The sequence below is a fragment of the Ningiella ruwaisensis genome (assembly GCF_004798935.1).
GTDB lineage: Bacteria > Pseudomonadota > Gammaproteobacteria > Enterobacterales > Alteromonadaceae > Glaciecola > Glaciecola ruwaisensis.
Window position 1 is genome coordinate 88,168 of record NZ_RAHT01000005.1, and the last position, 16,408, is coordinate 104,575.

The 16,408-nt window shown below is 40.7% G+C and carries 16 protein-coding genes; 7 read left to right on the forward strand and 9 right to left on the reverse strand.

Annotation, left to right across the window (positions count from 1 at the left end; translation table 11 throughout):
- The first annotated feature begins 3 nt into the window (after positions 1-3).
- Complete coding sequence (locus D6V41_RS11405) at positions 4-321, forward strand: DUF3301 domain-containing protein (RefSeq protein WP_136251655.1); 318 nt, start codon at positions 4-6, stop codon at positions 319-321.
- 622 nt (positions 322-943) lie between these two features.
- Here D6V41_RS11405 and D6V41_RS11410 read toward each other — a convergent pair.
- Both D6V41_RS11410 and D6V41_RS11415 read right to left on the reverse strand, forming a co-directional pair.
- Positions 944-1,597, reverse strand: coding sequence for a GNAT family N-acetyltransferase (locus D6V41_RS11410; protein ID WP_136251656.1), 654 nt, complete (start codon positions 1,595-1,597; stop codon positions 944-946).
- 213 nt (positions 1,598-1,810) lie between these two features.
- Positions 1,811-2,197: a DUF3192 domain-containing protein gene (locus tag D6V41_RS11415; RefSeq protein WP_136251657.1), complete on the reverse strand. Its 387-nt coding sequence runs from the start codon at positions 2,195-2,197 to the stop codon at positions 1,811-1,813.
- Positions 2,198-2,472: 275 nt separating this feature from the next.
- Here D6V41_RS11415 and D6V41_RS11420 point away from each other — a divergent pair, with 275 nt between their 5' ends.
- Complete coding sequence (locus D6V41_RS11420) at positions 2,473-2,901, forward strand: hypothetical protein (protein ID WP_136251658.1); 429 nt, start codon at positions 2,473-2,475, stop codon at positions 2,899-2,901.
- Here D6V41_RS11420 and syd read toward each other — a convergent pair.
- The gene (gene syd, locus D6V41_RS11425) at positions 2,858-3,463 is read right to left on the reverse strand and encodes a SecY-interacting protein (protein WP_136251659.1); all 606 of its coding nucleotides are present in this window, start codon (positions 3,461-3,463) and stop codon (positions 2,858-2,860) included. The genes D6V41_RS11420 and syd overlap by 44 nt on opposite strands.
- Positions 3,464-3,556: 93 nt before the next feature.
- On the opposite strand from syd, the gene queF reads away from it, so the two are divergent.
- The 5 genes from queF (at position 3,557) to D6V41_RS11450 (ending at position 9,290) form a co-directional block, all read left to right on the forward strand.
- Positions 3,557-4,438 carry an NADPH-dependent 7-cyano-7-deazaguanine reductase QueF gene (gene queF / locus D6V41_RS11430; RefSeq protein WP_241664535.1) on the forward strand — a complete coding sequence of 294 codons (882 nt, stop codon included), beginning with the start codon at positions 3,557-3,559 and terminating at the stop codon, positions 4,436-4,438.
- A gap of 71 nt (positions 4,439-4,509) precedes the next feature.
- On the forward strand, positions 4,510-6,051 hold the full coding sequence (locus D6V41_RS11435) for a GGDEF domain-containing protein (protein ID WP_136251661.1): 1,542 nt from the start codon (positions 4,510-4,512) through the stop codon (positions 6,049-6,051).
- Positions 6,048-7,415 carry a nucleotide 5'-monophosphate nucleosidase PpnN gene (ppnN, locus tag D6V41_RS11440; protein WP_136251662.1) on the forward strand — a complete coding sequence of 456 codons (1,368 nt, stop codon included), beginning with the start codon at positions 6,048-6,050 and terminating at the stop codon, positions 7,413-7,415. The genes D6V41_RS11435 and ppnN overlap by 4 nt, the downstream gene beginning before the upstream one ends.
- A 180-nt stretch (positions 7,416-7,595) precedes the next feature.
- A complete protein-coding gene (locus tag D6V41_RS11445) occupies positions 7,596-8,603 on the forward strand; it encodes an isocitrate dehydrogenase (protein ID WP_136251663.1) in 1,008 nt (335 codons plus the stop codon).
- Between the two features lie 363 nt (positions 8,604-8,966).
- Positions 8,967-9,290 carry a ComEA family DNA-binding protein gene (locus tag D6V41_RS11450; RefSeq protein WP_136251664.1) on the forward strand — a complete coding sequence of 108 codons (324 nt, stop codon included), beginning with the start codon at positions 8,967-8,969 and terminating at the stop codon, positions 9,288-9,290.
- Between the two features lie 124 nt (positions 9,291-9,414).
- Here D6V41_RS11450 and rfbB read toward each other — a convergent pair whose 3' ends face one another.
- The 6 genes from rfbB to D6V41_RS11480 form a co-directional block, all read right to left on the reverse strand.
- Positions 9,415-10,503: a dTDP-glucose 4,6-dehydratase gene (gene rfbB / locus D6V41_RS11455; protein ID WP_136251665.1), complete on the reverse strand. Its 1,089-nt coding sequence runs from the start codon at positions 10,501-10,503 to the stop codon at positions 9,415-9,417.
- Entirely contained in the window at positions 10,503-11,387 is an 885-nt protein-coding gene (rfbD, locus tag D6V41_RS11460) for a dTDP-4-dehydrorhamnose reductase (RefSeq protein ID WP_136251666.1), read from the reverse strand. Before rfbD ends, rfbB begins: the two co-directional genes overlap by 1 nt.
- Before the next feature lie 113 nt (positions 11,388-11,500).
- The gene (gene rfbC / locus D6V41_RS11465) at positions 11,501-12,046 is read right to left on the reverse strand and encodes a dTDP-4-dehydrorhamnose 3,5-epimerase (RefSeq protein ID WP_136251667.1); all 546 of its coding nucleotides are present in this window, start codon (positions 12,044-12,046) and stop codon (positions 11,501-11,503) included.
- A 74-nt stretch (positions 12,047-12,120) separates the two neighbouring features.
- On the reverse strand, positions 12,121-13,002 hold the full coding sequence (gene rfbA, locus D6V41_RS11470; protein ID WP_136251668.1) for a glucose-1-phosphate thymidylyltransferase RfbA: 882 nt from the start codon (positions 13,000-13,002) through the stop codon (positions 12,121-12,123).
- Between the two features lie 74 nt (positions 13,003-13,076).
- Positions 13,077-14,858 (reverse strand): glycosyltransferase family 2 protein, encoded by a 1,782-nt coding sequence (locus D6V41_RS11475; RefSeq protein WP_168711016.1) that lies wholly within the window; start codon positions 14,856-14,858, stop codon positions 13,077-13,079.
- A gap of 4 nt (positions 14,859-14,862) precedes the next feature.
- Complete coding sequence (locus tag D6V41_RS11480; protein WP_136251670.1) at positions 14,863-16,260, reverse strand: hypothetical protein; 1,398 nt, start codon at positions 16,258-16,260, stop codon at positions 14,863-14,865.
- Positions 16,261-16,408: the final 148 nt, after the last annotated feature.

Below are 16,408 nucleotides of genomic sequence, written 5' to 3' on the forward strand. Positions count from 1 at the left end.
TAAATGGATATTTACAGTCTTAGCATTCTTTTACTGATAGGCATTGTTGGCCTTCAATTCTGGCGCTTACGCGGTATTGCAGAATATGCCATTGCTTATGCACAACGATATTGCGAGAAAGAGGGGCTTCAGTTTATTTCGCTGGCACGCAAAACAACCAAATTTGGCTTGCACAGGGGAAAACCAGACTGGGCAATTACGTACATGCTGGAATTTAGTAGTGATGGTGAAACACTCTACACAGGGAAGATAAAAACGCATGGAAAGCACATCATCAGCGTAGAACTTCCTGTTTTTCGAGTAGTGAATACGGCCTTCTGATTTGTTTTGCTGATTTGTACAAGTATTTAAACAAGAATTAAAACAAGCCAAGCCAACAAAAAAGGCAGACCTTTACAGTCTGCCTCTCATGAAATTTGAGCGTCCTTCTCAGCGTTCCTTTGCTAAACCATCATCCCGATAAAATCCCTTACACCCCTTTCCATTTTCATCCCACTCATCCTAAGCAGGCAACATGTCCTTATGAAGATCCCTTTTCCATTTCCTTTTACAAGATTTCCTTTTCTTGGTGATGCTTCCTACATCAATGTGCTTCCATGTGATAGCGTCCTTCGCTATCGTCAACTTTCGTTGGTCTTTTCAGGCGTCCTGCCAATCCCTTAAGACGTGTGTAGAATACAGAATGTAAAAATAATTAGGTGAACTAAATTAAAAAAAATTAATAAACCTGTAAGTCTCATCTTTTAGCACCATTATTTAAGATTTTGATTCTATTGATTTTTTACTAATTTGATAGGATATCGTTAGGTGAATAAAACGGAAAAAACCGACACACTTGTAAGACATTTCTTACATACAATTGAGGAAATTTAGAAGTGAAATCTGCTGGCGATTTTTTATTGCAGTCTTTTATTTGAAGTAAAAAACTGCAATAGGCTGCAGGTTAGGCATGTCTTGGTCTAAACATAACCTTACCGGTAATATTCCCAACCGCGATATCTTCAACGTGCTCGAATTTGGCGCTTTGAAAAAACGATAAGCATTTAGGCAATGTTACTAACACGCCAATTCCTTCTGACTGATTATCTTCGTCAAGTAAGCCAAGCATTGCACTCATTAGCACATGTCCTAAGCCCATGTCTTGATGATCAGGATGCACGCCTATTAAGGAAAGCATGTAATAATTTTTTGCCGGAATTTTATCTCGTACTTTTTCTTCCTTAATAATCATCTGCTTGGTACCGAAATAGCCGGCCGTGAGCAACATCTTTAGTCGCCAGTGCCAAAAACGACCGGCACCAAAAGAGGCATCGGGTCCTATCAAACATGAAACAGCCAATAAACGATCATCTTCATACAAACCAATTAGCGGCTGGTCAGATTCCCAAAATGTATTAATTTCCTCTCTTATCGCTGAACGTAAACGCGCCTCGTAACCTTCTCTATCAGCCTGAAAGATATTAACAAATAGCGGGTCATCAAAATACGCGTTATATAGGATAGAGGCCGCAACCTTTAAATCCTCTGCTTTTAAATAGGCGGGGGTAATTTGTTTAAGATCAGGATGGTAACTCGATTCAGTCCTTGATACTGGCATAAGGTCGCTCACTTGTTTGATAGGTACTTTATTGCACTAGTCTAATTGAATACATCTAAATTGATAACATTTTTTTTACAAGTGATTTTATAAACTTTACAGCGGTAATGCAGAAACCAGAAAATAAAAAACCCGAGCTTCATATAAAAAGACTCGGGAAAACTAGCGGGACTATCTTGGGAGAAATGACTTACATCACGCTGGTGTTTAATTTTATGACTTGGTGATTTGATCAAGTGCGGTATCACCCCAACCGACCAACTCATTATTCATAAATACCAAAGGCGTGCATTCATCTTTAGTGGTTTTACCATCACCACGCTCACGATGCGTGCGATACCATAAGATTTGATAATTTCCGCTGTCAGTTTTGAGCGCCTCGTTAAAATCCGCTTTGCCCATGCGCTTTCTAACATACTCAAGTGACTCGCCTATGCTTAATTTGTCTATTTCCGCTTTATTATCGCGTTGAACTTGTTGCCAGGATTCGTGCCCGTCGTAATCACCGTCATAATCGCCATCTACTGATATTACGCAGCCGCTTAATGCTAACGATGCAGCCAGACAAACGGGAATTAACGGGGAAAATACCTTGTTCATATCTCTTCCTTTTTTCTAAGTGTGCTTAACTATATTGTTGTAACTCGTTTGTTAAGCCCTTATACAGGCTCTATGCCAAAAATTTAAAATTTAATATTTTCAATAACTTAAAGAAAAATATTAAACATTTGATCAATACTTAAGTGTGAGTTTTGCTAAGTATGAGCATATTTGACGATAAATTCGCAAAATTAGACAAGTGAATTTAAAGCAATCGTTTTTGATAGAAAATAGCGTAAAATACAGCGCTCAAATAAGCATATTTTGGAAACTCGATGACAAAAGAAAATAAAGATAGCCAGCTTGAAGCCATGCTATCTATTTGCGCTGAGCTTGAGCATAAAGGGATAGCACCTACCAGCGGCTTATTACGCGCTAAATTTCCAAAGCGAATACCGCTTCCTGCAATTATTAGCGCTTTGCGGTATTGGCAGAGCATGCCGAAAGGCAGAAAAGTAAGCTATAAAACAGCGTATTTGAGCGCAATACAAGACTCTGGGGCAGGCGCAAGCCCATCAATGAAAGACAAAACGCCAACATCGTCTGAACTTAGTATTTCCAATAAAAATGCGGCGCATGAGCCAATCAATGCTAAACTGTTTGAAACACTTGAAACACTTGAAACACTTAAATCAAGGATAGCCGCGCTTGAGTCTCAAGTTAAAGACTTACAAACTGAGGTACTGGCGTTAAAGCAGCAATAAAATCCGTTAGAGAATCTGCAATCTTCTCTTTAGGCGCTTTACCAACTTGTTCTAAAACAACGGCGCATGACTGTACATCAAGTGAAATGATCCAGTCATCTTCATCGGTGAGTGCAAAAAACAGCGTGTCGGCTTGCTTCAAACGACGCTTCATCAATACGTGAGCAATAAGATTTTTCTGCAGGCGTTCATAATCTGTTTCGCTGTAAGCCTGCAGTAACAGCACCGGCCCTCTTTCATGCTCTGCATGCAAATCTAAACCAAAGTACTGGCCAAATAAGAGTCCTAATCGAGTATCGATGCTAATTTCAAGCGCACTTTCCAGATTGTGCAAATCCCCTGGTGGCGTTCGTTTATAAGGTTTCCATGCGATGTTTTCGCCGGCACTAGCACCAGCGCTTAACGACTCGTCAATTTGTAAACAAGGTGAAGGCCATTCTGGGTCAAATTCAGTGATCAAACCTTTGTTATCTTTATTGGATTGTTCAATATAGCTTTGTACAAACTTTTCAAAGTGATGTTTAAAATCACTTAATCTATCGCTCTGCTCAATTTGCGTCATCTCAATTACTACTCTGTCAGTGTTTAAACGAGGCGCTTTTAGTATACTACATAACACTATCACAACAGAAAGATGCTCAAACCCCAAAAAGAGATGACATTGGATAATTTAGTATTAGGAAAATCGACAACATATTCAGATAAATACGACGCGAGCCTACTGCAAAGCGTGCCCAGAAGTTTAAGTCGAGATCAGATTGCCCTGCCCAAAGAGCTGCCCTTTCATGGCGTGGATATTTGGAATGGTTACGAAGTGTCGTGGCTTAACAGTAAAGGGAAACCACTTATTGCGATTTTGCGCTGTAAAGTACCTGTAAGCTCGCCAAACCTGATTGAATCCAAATCATTTAAATTGTATTTAAATAGTTTCAATCAAAGTCAGTTTGCCTCCCTGGAACAAGTTCGGCAGATAATGCAAAAAGATTTGTCTGATTGTGCGGGTCAGGCGGTTGAACTTGAACTTCTGGGTTTTGATTGCTTTGCCCAACTGTCTTTAGGACAATTTGAGTCTGCACAAAGCGAGAGCGCTTCACACACAAATGAGCCTTTTGATTTCGCCCTGTTAGATGAGCTTGACATTGAAATTGATGATTACCAGATTGACCCGGGGCGGCTAAGCGCTAATGAGTCAAAAACGAATAACTCACAACAAGAAGTCAAAGAGCTTCTGGTAAGCCACTTATTAAAATCCAACTGCCTGATTACCAATCAACCAGACTGGGGTTCAGTGCTTATAAAATACCAAGGAACAAAAATAGACCACGAAAACTTGTTGAAGTATTTAATTTCGTTCAGACAGCATAATGAGTTTCATGAACAGTGCGTTGAGCGAATTTTTTACGACATCCTATCGCAGTGCAAACCCAGTAAGCTTACGGTTTACGCTCGCTATACCCGACGAGGCGGTTTAGATATAAATCCATTTAGATCTAACTTTGAAGCGCCTTATGCCGATGTAAGACTAGCAAGGCAATAATTTCCTGCTTTTAACTTAATTAAATACATTAGGCATAAACGTTTTATTCATCCAAGGGATCAAAGACAATAATGAGCACGGCTAACCCCAAACAACAACTTATGGTTGCTAAACAACAGCTTGATAAGCTATCGCTCTTTATTGTGAATATGGCCGACTTTTTCAAAGGCGCCAATCCTAAAATCGATGACGAGCTTAAAGCAATCAAAAAGCTCCTGTCTGGCAAGCCAGATTATAGTGGTGCAACCGAACTGTCGGTGGCTTTAAGTGCCAAGCTCAAACAGGAAGGGAAGTACATGCAGCAAAAGAATTTCGACACACTGTCGCAAATTCAAAAATCGTTGCGGCATATACATGAACTTGACGTCGTCGATAAAGAGGTCAAGTCGGAAATAAAGCAATTTATGCAAAGTCTTTCTCCTGAAAAAGACTCGGCAAGTTCTCCTATATCGCAGTTTGAACAGGCCTTGGTACTGTTTAGAAAGGCGCTTTCCAATAACGTTGTCATGCAATCTCAGCAAGACGTGAAAGCACAAAAAGCCCTGCATGAGCAGATAACGCAAGAGCTTAAAGAGCTTATTTCCCCTTTTCTGGTGTCAAAAGAGGCTGCGACTTTAGAAGGCAGGACAATTGAAGAGAAGACTATTCAAGACCTGCGGCAGAGATTGAGCAAAGGCTTGGAGCATAGTGAACTCCTAGAATGCTGTTTGGTGACCATACGATTTATACTTAAAGATGTGATTAAAGAGTCCAGCACTGCCAATAAGTTAATTCACAACATTCATCAAAGCCTTAGCAAAATTAATGTGGGCATTAAATCCACGATCCAAACGTCAAAGACACGTATGGAAAAGCGCAGCGCTCAAAACAAAGCAATGGCAAAACAAATTACCGCCATTGAAACAGCTTTGTCAGACAGCCACAAAATCGAAGACCTTAAACGCGAAGCCACATCTTACTTAAATAAAATGCAGAGTTCGCTTCGTGCATCAGAAGCAGATGATCGGGCCGAACAAGAGAAAATGATCGCACTCCTGCAAAGCATGCAAAAGCGCTTGACCGAACTTGAGCAAAAAGCGGAAGGCTACAAGCAAAAGTTACTTGATCAGCGCATTAATGCGATGACCGATACGCTGACAAAACTGCCTAACCGAATGGCTTACGAAGAAAAGGTTGAAAATGCCTTTGCTCTGGCTGAGCATCAAAAACAAGATATATGCATGGCGATTATTGACATTGACCACTTTAAGTCAATAAACGATAAATATGGCCATTCAGTGGGTGATAAAACTCTTCAGGTTATCGCAACGCACATAAAGAAAAACTTGTCATCTGGTGATTTTGTTGCCCGCTGGGGTGGCGAAGAATTTATTGCATTGCTGCCAAATAGCAACCTGAATGAAAGCTTTGAGCGCGTAGAAGTGATGCGCGAAAAAATCAGTAAACTTCCCTTTATGTTTAAAGGTAACCGCGTTAGTGTGACCGTTTCCATCGGACTGGCCTCAATTACCGATGTGGGGAATATTCACGACACATTTGAGCAAGCCGATGCCCTGCTTTACCAAGCAAAGCAAGCTGGGCGCAATCAAACAAAAATAAAGGATGCTAAATGAGCAAAACCTATCAGTTAAACCCGGTAGGCTGGATGAGCCAGCTTTCACAACTAGAAGTCAATCAGCTGGGTACAAGCACTTCAGCTGACCATTACCGCGTGTTTAGAAACTGCTGTTTAGCTGTATTAAACAGTGGTGTCGAACAAGATGATTCAGAAGCCCTCTTTGAAAAATACAAAGATTTTGATGTGCGATTAGTACGGCGCGAACGTGGCGTAAAAATGGAGCTTATTAATCCGCCGGAAGTTGCGTTTGTAGACGGTAAACTTATCGCAGGTGTGCACGAACACCTCTTTGCTGTACTTCGCGATATGCTTTATATGAGTAGCAAACATCAGCAATATTCAGGGCTTGGTCTTAACGAAACCGACAGCTCCCTGATTACCCATATGGTGTTTGATATGATGCGCCACGCAAACGCGCTCTCAAGCTCTGAGCCGGCAAATTTAGTGGTATGCTGGGGTGGCCATTCTATCCGTCAGGATGAATATAAATATACTAAAGAGGTTGGCTACGAATTAGGTTTGCGTGGTTTTAATATTTGCACAGGCTGTGGACCTGGTGCCATGAAGGGCCCAATGAAAGGCGCCGCGATTGGCCATGCAAAGCAGCGTAACAAAAATGGGCGCTATGTAGGCATTTCAGAACCCTCCATTATTGCCGCAGAGCCGCCTAACCCGATTGTTAATGAGCTCATCATTATGCCTGATATTGAAAAGCGACTAGAGGCGTTTGTTCGCGCGTCGCACGGTATCGTAATATTTCCAGGCGGTGTGGGCACAGCTGAAGAGCTCTTGTATCTTCTTGGTCTTTTGATGCATGAAGAAAATGCAGATCAGGTTATCCCATTAATTTTAACCGGTCCGGAAAATCGAAAAGCCTATTTTGAAGCGATTGATGAATTTGTGGGGGCGACTCTGGGCAAAGAAGCACAGTCAAAATATCAAATTATTGTAGGAGACGCCGCCGCGGTTGCTTACGAAATGCAGCAGTCAAAAGCTGCTGTCCAGCAGTATCGCAAAGAGCATGGTGATTCCTTTAATTTCAACTGGCGGCTACACATACCCGAAGATTTTCAGCGTCCATTTGAGCCTACGCATGAAAGCATGGCCAGTTTGAACTTGCACTTAGACCAAGAGCCAGGCTCACTTGCAGCAAACCTACGAAAGTGTTTTTCAGGCATAGTTGCCGGAAACGTGAAAGCTGAAGGCGTACGTCAAATTCATAAGCACGGGCCTTTTAAATTGACGGGTGATGTGAATCTTATGAAAAAGATGGATGCCCTGCTTAATTCGTTTGTGGAACAAGGTCGAATGAAACTGCCAGGCAGTGAATACCACCCTTGCTATCGCGTTCAGGTCTAAGCCTATTCAAAGCGGCGTAAGGCGGCATAGAGAACAATACGAGAACAATTTGTGTAGGTAACTACGCCGCCCTTAAACGTTTAAGTGCACATAAATACAGCGAATACTCATGATTTAGACTGTTTAAAACGCCTAAGGTCATGTAAAATGCGCGGCTTAAAAGCATCTTGAGGAAACGACATGACACAACAACGAATCACCGTTATTCGTGGTGATGGTATCGGCCCCGATATCATTGATTCAGCCATCCAGATTTTAGACAAAGTAGGTTGCGATTTTGCGTACGACTACGCCGATGCAGGACTTATGGCGCTTGAAAACCATGGCGAATTGCTCCCAGATGAAACCAAAGATTTGATAGCTAAAAACAAGGTGGCACTTAAAGGCCCTTTAACTACGCCAGTAGGTGAGGGATTTACCTCTATTAACGTAAGTTTGCGCAAACAGTTTCAGCTTTATGCAAACGTGCGCCCGGTGCTATCTTTTAAAGGCACAAAAGCGCGCTATGAAGATATTGACATTATTACTGTGCGCGAAAACACGCAGGGTATGTATAGTGGTTTAGGCCAAGTGGTATCTGAAGACGGAAACGAAGCAGAAGCCATGAGTAAAATCACACGCGAAGGCGCTGAGAAAATCGTTGTTTTCGCTTATGAATTAGCCCGTCGTGAAGGTCGCAAAAAAGTAACGGCTGTGCATAAAGCCAATATTCTTAAATCCACTTCCGGTCTGTTTTTAAAAGTTGCCCGTGAAGTAGGTGAGCGTTATCCAGACATCGAATCAACAGAAATGATTGTTGATAATTGCTGTATGCAGCTTGTTATGAACCCGCATCAGTTTGACGTTATTGTTACCACTAACCTATTTGGCGACATTTTGTCTGACCTATGTGCTGGCCTGGTTGGCGGTTTAGGTATGGCACCAGGTGCCAATATCGGTAAAGACTGCGCCATTTTTGAAGCCGTTCACGGCTCTGCACCGGATATAGCCGGTAAGAATTTGGCAAACCCAACATCGGTTATTCTTGCCTCTATTCAAATGCTTGAGTATTTAAACAGGGGCGATAAAGCAGAGAAAATCCGCTCTGCATTGAAAGATGTAATCGAGTCTGGCGATAGAACAACTCGCGATTTAGGTGGCGAACACGGTACGACAGACTTTACCCAAGCGGTACTTGAGCGTTTGTAGGTTTAATTGATTGTTTAGAAATGGTGGCATGGATTATTTAAAGGTCGCTTTTCGCCATCCATGGCCGCTCGACTACCGCCATCCGTGGCGGTAGACGCCTTTAAATAATCCATGCCACCATTTCACAGTACCAATCACTTTCAAACGGGGAAACTTACTTTTTTGGATGCTTTCTATAATGCGAAGCGGCCTTTCTTCTTCATATAATATATCTTCGTTAGCTTGAGTACGTCTTTTAAATCTTTCGTTGCTTTTTGATAAGCAAATCCATAAAAACCAACTAAGGTACAAGTTTCTAAAGTTTGAGGAACGATCTATTCTTTTTTGCGTGCACAGGAGCACAAGGATTCAAAGGAGAATATGATGAAAAAACTAACTAAACTAATAAGTGTAGCGGCGCTGACTTCAGCAATGCTGCTTTCTTTTAACTCAAATGTTGTTGCTCAAAGCAATGGTCAGGAAAGCGTTAAAGCACAGAGCGTTGCCGCCATTCAGGCGATTGTAAATATCAATGAAGCAGACGCTGAAACTTTATCAAGCTTGCCGGGTGTCGGCCCTAAAAAGGCTGAGGCGATTATTAGCTACCGCGAACTTAACGGTAATTTTCAAACGGTTGAAGAGCTGCAAAATGTCAAAGGCATTGGTAAGCGAATGGTTGAGAAGTTGATTGATAAAGTATCTGTATAGATGCTAGCAACACCTTCTTAAAATCGATGCTCGGTATAGGTTTATTCAATTAAACCACTTCAGCTTGCTTGGATTTGCATCTGTTTAAATCGAAGCAAGCTTGCTTATCCCGAGTAGAGGTTAATTACTTACTCCCCAAACCAAGACGCTCCCCCTGATACGAACCATCCTGTATGGCTTTCCACCAGGCTTCATTTTCCAAATACCATATTATTGTTTTTCTGATACCGCTCTCGAAGGTCTCTTGAGGCTTCCATCCGAGCTCATTGGCTATCTTGCTGGCATCAATCGCATAACGCATATCATGCCCAGGCCGGTCGGCAACGTGAGTTATTTGCTCAGAATACGCACTTTTTTTAGGTCTGATTTCATCCAGAATATCGCAAATGGTTTTAACCACTTCGATATTTTGCTTTTCGTTATGCCCGCCAATATTGTACGTTTCTCCCACTTTACCGTTAAGCGCAACAATTAAAAGCGCCCTGGCGTGATCTTCTACAAATAGCCAGTCACGAATCTGATCGCCCTTACCATATACTGGTAAGGGTTTATCGGCCAAAGCGTTTAAGATGACTAGCGGAATTAATTTTTCTGGAAAGTGAAATGGACCGTAATTATTAGAGCAATTTGTGACAAGCGCTGGGAAGTTGTATGTGCGCTGCCAGGCTCTTACCAACATATCGGACGACGCTTTTGAAGCTGAGTAAGGTGAACTAGGTGCATAAGCTGTTTCTTCCGTGAACATTGGAAGCTCGGCTGGTCGATTTGCGTCATTGGGATGAGGGAGATCGCCATACACTTCGTCTGTGGAAATATGATGAAACAGAAAATCGCGCTTTTTATCTAATGAAAGTGATTCAAAGTAAGTTCTAGCCTGTTCAAGTAAAACATAAGTTCCAACGATATTTGTTTGAATAAACTCGCCGGGGCCGTCGATTGAGCGGTCTACGTGCGATTCTGCCGCTAGATGCATAATGATATCGGGTTGATACTTAGTCAGAATGTGTGCTATTGCGTTGGCATCGCAAATATCCACCTGCTCAAAACAATATCGAGCATCGTCACTTACCGTCTCCAGAGAAGATAAATTGCCTGCGTAGGTCAGTTTATCAACATTTACCACCGAGTGTTCAGTGTCATTTATAATGTGTCTGACGACAGCAGAGCCAATAAAGCCAGCACCACCGGTTACCAAAATCACTTTTTTACTCATTATGACTGCTCTTTTTTCTGTACTTGCTGGTGTAACTCATCCAGCATTTTATTTAATTGAGATTCCCAGTGCTTAAGTCCAACTTCTTTAAAGTTGAGTCGTGTCAGGCTTTTATCCAAAACGCTATAGTGAGGACGCTTTGCGGGAGTTGGAAATTCACTGCTAGGAATAGGTTTAATTGGGATCGCATACTTCAGCATGCCTTTTTCAATGGCTAGGCGCTGTATGGCAGTTGCAAAGTCAAACCAACTTGCAACACCTTCGTCAGTCCAATGATATACACCGTCTAATCTAGTATTTGCCGCATACAAACAAGCTTTTGCCAAGCCGTGCGCCCAAGTAGGGCTTCCTATTTGGTCATCAATGACGCTCAACTCAGGTTTTTCACGCATTAGCCTCAGCATCGTTTTTACGAAATTATTGCCTCTGGCAGAATAAACCCAAGACGTCCTTATAATACAGCTACTTTGTGGCAGCAACTTTAACAAAATGGATTCACCATCTGCCTTGGAAGCACCATAAACTCCTTGCGGTGCTATGAGGTCATCTACCAAATAAGGCGAGCCTTTGCTCCCTGAAAAAACATAGTCAGTCGATACATGCACCATAAATAGATTTCTTGATTTACAGTACTCGGCCAAATTCCTGACAGCTAGCTCATTAACAGCTCGACACGCTGTTTCATCGCTTTCAGCTTTATCCACTGCGGTGTAGGCAGCGGCATTTATTACGTTACTAATATTCAGTGCATCGAGTGTGCTTGATATAGACTCGGCAGCTGTAATATCAATATCGTCCCTGCCTAAAAATAGAGTGTCGCTTCCAGTAAGGCTTGAAAGTTCAGTGGCCAATTGACCTGACTTTCCTATAACGACTGTGCTCATCTGTTTTTCCCTTTCTTACTTTTTAGCAGTTCTTTTATCAGTTCTTTTATCAGTTCTTTTATCAGTTCTTTTATCAGTTATTGTATCGCTTGGCCATTTGAGTCGCCATGTCACTAAAACGTGGGAGCATCCTCAAACGAGAGTCCGTTTTCATCTTTATCGGACAAGGCCGGCAAATCACCCTTAACTAAAGGCCAGTCGATATTAAGCTTCGGGTCATTGTATTTAAGAGAGACCTCAGATGCCGGATGATAATAATCGGTGCATTTGTACACAAATTCAGCCGACTCACTCATGACATAAAAACCGTGAGCAAAGCCCTCCGGCACCCACAACTGTCGCTGATTTTTTTGTGAAAGAACCACCCCTACCCACTGACCAAAGGTTGCTGAATGCTTGCGCATATCAACCGCAACATCGTATACCTCACCGTAGGGAACACGCACCAGCTTTCCTTGTGTCTGCTCAAGTTGATAATGCAGGCCACGCAATATTCCCTGCTTTGACTTAGAGTGATTGTCCTGAACAAATCCAACGTCTTTACAATGTTCCCGAAACCAATCATCTCTGAACGTTTCCATAAAAAATCCACGCTGATCGCCGAATATTTTAGGCTCGATAATTTTCACATCAGGAATTTTAGTGTCTATCAGTTGCATTAAAAACTCTTAAATTAACTTAAAAAGTATAGATTCACACAGCATGCCTTATTGAATGAAGGCATGCTGTAATACTAGGCAATTTTGTTATGAATGACTTTTATAAGGTAATCGCCATAACCACTTTTGAGCAATGGCGCTGCCAATTTTTCAAGCTGTGCAGCATCAATAAAGCCCATCCGATAGGCCACTTCTTCAGGACAACATATTTTTAAGCCTTGACGTTTTTCCATGGCAGCAACAAAGTTAGCCGCATCAAGTAAACTGTCGAGCGTGCCCGTATCTAGCCAAGCAGAGCCTCTGCCCATTAGTTCGACTTTGAGGCTCCCTTCTTTAAGATACAAATTGTTTAAATCAGTGATTTCCAGTTCACCTCGAGGCGAAGGCTTTACTTGTTTAGCAAAGTCCACAACTCGCTTATCATAAAAATATAATCCGGTTACTGCATAATTCGATTTAGGTTTAACAGGCTTTTCTTCAATAGAAACTGCTTGCCAGTTTTCATCAAAGTCAACAACACCGTATCTCTGTGGGTCGTTAACGTAATAACCAAATACTGTCGCACCACTTGTTTGAGCATGTGCATTTTTTAGCGAAACTCTTAAGTCATGACCGTAGTAAATATTATCACCAAGTACCAAGGCGCAATCATCGCCATTGATAAAATTCTCACCTATTAAAAAAGCTTGAGCGAGGCCGTCTGGAGATGGCTGCACCGCGTATTCAATATTCAACCCCCATTGACTACCATCCTGCAATAGCTCAATAAAGCGTGATTGCTCTTCAGGTGTTGTGATAATAAGAATATCGCGAATGCCAGATAACATAAGCGTTGAAAGCGGGTAATAGATCATCGGTTTGTCGTAAACGGCCATAAGCTGCTTGCTGACAACCTTTGTTAGGGGATACAAGCGTGTTCCGGAGCCGCCTGCTAATATAATTCCTTTTCTTTTCATATTTTCCCTCTATAAACTAAGATAACGTTTATTTTGCGATAATAGCATCATACCGCATATACCTATGAGAACACTTACTGTGGTGTTAGCTCAGATATAGCATGAATATACTCAGACGAATCTACAATTGCAAAATTCTCACGTTTTAGAGTCAGACATTGATTATAAGCCGGATCATGCTCTATGTAAGTACGCCAAGTCGAACGCAAATACTGAAGTTCTTTTTGAAAGCGCTCACTTTTTTCTTTGGTGTCGTCAGCCCCTCTTGATATGGACTCAAAATGATATAGCTCAGCTATAGCACAATATACATTTCGTTCTCTTATCTCTAGCAACCTAAGACAAAAATCAACATCGTTGAAGGCTACCGTTAAGTCGAGTTCATTAAGACCACCCACTTTCAAATAATCTTCTCGCTTTACCAGTAAACAAGCAGCTGTTACAGCGCTGAAATTATTTGTTGCAGCAAGGCGACTGAGATACCCATCGTGATTGCGAGGAAAAAATTTATGGGCATGCCCTGCTCCTCCACCGTAACCTAACACGACGCCTGCATGTTGAACTCTATTATCAGGATATAATAACTTTGCACCTACACTCCCGACATCTTCACGTAAAACTATGCAAAGCAAATGCTCTAGCCATTGAGGTGTTATTACTTTGATATCATTATTTATAAGCCCAATTATCTCTCCATTACATTTAGAAACAGCAAAATTATTAATAGCTGAATAGTTAAACGGATGGGGATACCTAAGCACTTTGATTTTTTCATGATTGCTAAGTTCATGGAAATAAGCAATTGCCTCCTTGTCATCAGAGTTATTGTCAACGAGCACTATCTCAAAGTGCTTGTAAGTGGTTAAGGACAATATTGATTTAACACATTGTTCGACTAGATCTTTGCCGTTATATGTAGGTATGATCAAACTAACTAAGGGTTCATTTTCTATTTTCCATTGAATATCCCTGATATAACCGCGTTCCGTTACATCCTCTATATTAGCTTGAGCAAGTAAATATTTTAGAAGTTCTCGCGTCATCTTAAGACTTTCTGAAGGTTCCGGTGGTGAAAACACTCCAATTATTGGAATGTGATGCACCTGCCGACTACATTGCTCAAAAAAATTATTAATCATCCAATTCGCTACAAAATGTTTAGACGGTTCAAGATCAAAACTAGATAAAAGATATTTTCCTTTAGCAAAATAAACACAAGTTCGGATGTAGCTGGTGCTCAACTGAAGATCAGCATTCCAATCGGGGTACAGTTCGGGTTCTACGAACTCTCCATTAGTACTGTAAAAAGCCCTATCAAAATAACAGACATCGACCGAAGAACTCGTTAACTTACTAATCAAAGTGGTAAAAGAAGATACAAGCACATCATCATTGTTGATAACTAGAATTGGTTCCTCATCGACTAAGCCATCCAGTCTTGAAGAAACCCTCCACTTTAAATTTGTTATAGGCGACGAATAAATTCGTTGAATAACTTTTTCGACATCCTCTGTTGCGCAAAAAAATAATATTTTTGAAAAAGAGGGAGAGTCGAGATCAAGAAGCATTTCTAAGCAAGCATCGATATCAGAGGACGAGGTAATAATAAGTAACGAAAAATCGTTGGAAGTTTTATTCTGATTATGCCTGAACTGTTCGGACTGTTTTTTTAGTAATTCTTTAGTCAAAATTTCAAGTTTTTTAGTAGAAGGACGCCCATAAAAAAGTCCTGATTTAACAAGTGTTCGGCTGTACAAAGCAGTCAACTTTGGGTTGCGCTTAAAAAAAGTAACAAAACTTGTTGGCATCAATTTAACGATACGTTGGATGATTTTCATCAAAGACTGGAAAATCATATACTTACTTTTTCGATTCCAAATGGACGGAGAGAGCATTTTCCAAAGACGCGAGTTTTGTATTTATTTCTTTATTCTCAGGTGCTTGCTTCAAGGCCTCTTCTACCAAATAAAAAGCAAATTCAATATTACCGTTTACCTCACAAAAGTTAGCAATACTCATTAGTACAGCGATGTCCGAAGTTTCAGGGGCTATGTTCAATTTACTTTTTAAACTGTCTACACCGTGTATTTGAGACTTTCCCTTCCCCCAAGTTAAGGGCTGGTTTTTCCCTAGTTTTTGTCTTATATATCCCGAAAAAAATTGCTTCTTCGAGGCCAATGATGATTTGGAAAACAGAAATGTAAAAAACGTTCTTCGCCTCCCTACTGACGACAAAGAATGATCTTCAAGAAACCATTTCACATACTGATGCTTAAAAATAGGTAAGTACGAATGCTTATATAACAATTGACACAATCTGAAAAACAGCTCTTCCGACTCCTGTTTGATGTGGTCTCTAACTTGTGTAAACTGCTCATAATTCAATTTTTGCTCTAAATATTTCCTCTGCTTACTTGATTTAATGCTATTGAGAAGCGCGTCGCTATTTTCAATATTTAATCGCTGTGTTAAAGGAACTATATATTCGACAACTTGCTCTTTATATTTCTCAAATACACTAGGTGTTAATAAAGAAAATTCTTTTTGTCCTGCTTGATAAGCCTGTAATAAGATGTCTGTGACATGAGAAACTTCTGCTAAATCAAATTGATTTAACCAACGTTTGAACTCTAAAGCTTCAAATGAGTAAGAAGGATTGATGGTGCGTGGAAGATAGTCATTCGCTTTATTTATATCAAATATGGATAAAAAATCTGCAACGATATCCTTTTCTGGAAAAATATTTTTTGCATAGGCCCGTAGTATAAATCGGTCCTTACCTATGCTTTTTACTGACCGTTCTAAAACGTTTGGTATTGAGAAATTGAGTTTATCTGAAAATTGAATAGTTTTTGTATTGCCATGCCGTTTGATAGTCTGATTATAAGAAGACTCAAAAAAATCAACAGGGCTGCGAACATAACCAATATACGTAGATTCAGGGAAATACTTATTAATTTCTGAAAGGCGCTTAAAGAAAAATTCTGAACTTAACAACAGTATATCTGCACTGGAGTTGTTGAAGAGCGTTATTAGCGTTTCAACTTTTGCTGAACTTATTATTAGCTCCCCCTTTTCATTACGATCGAAAATACTTTCTACATTGCCAGAACTTACGTCGTTTGAATCTAATTTATGTGCAGGGTAATAAATACCTTGAGATTTTAAATGCTCCCTATGGGTGTTACAGTAATTTTGAATGGCAGAGGTGCCAGTTTTCGGAGGGCCAAAATGGATATATATGTTTTTTTTTGTCATGTAATCAAATGCGTCGCTTCACACCGAAAAATACCGAAGCATTCATATCGAGTATGCATAACTGTCCTTTATTAAATTCAAAGTATCTCATTTTCGAGTCAAAATTTCATTTAGAAGCATAGAAAGTTTATCACTACTAGTCGCCTAG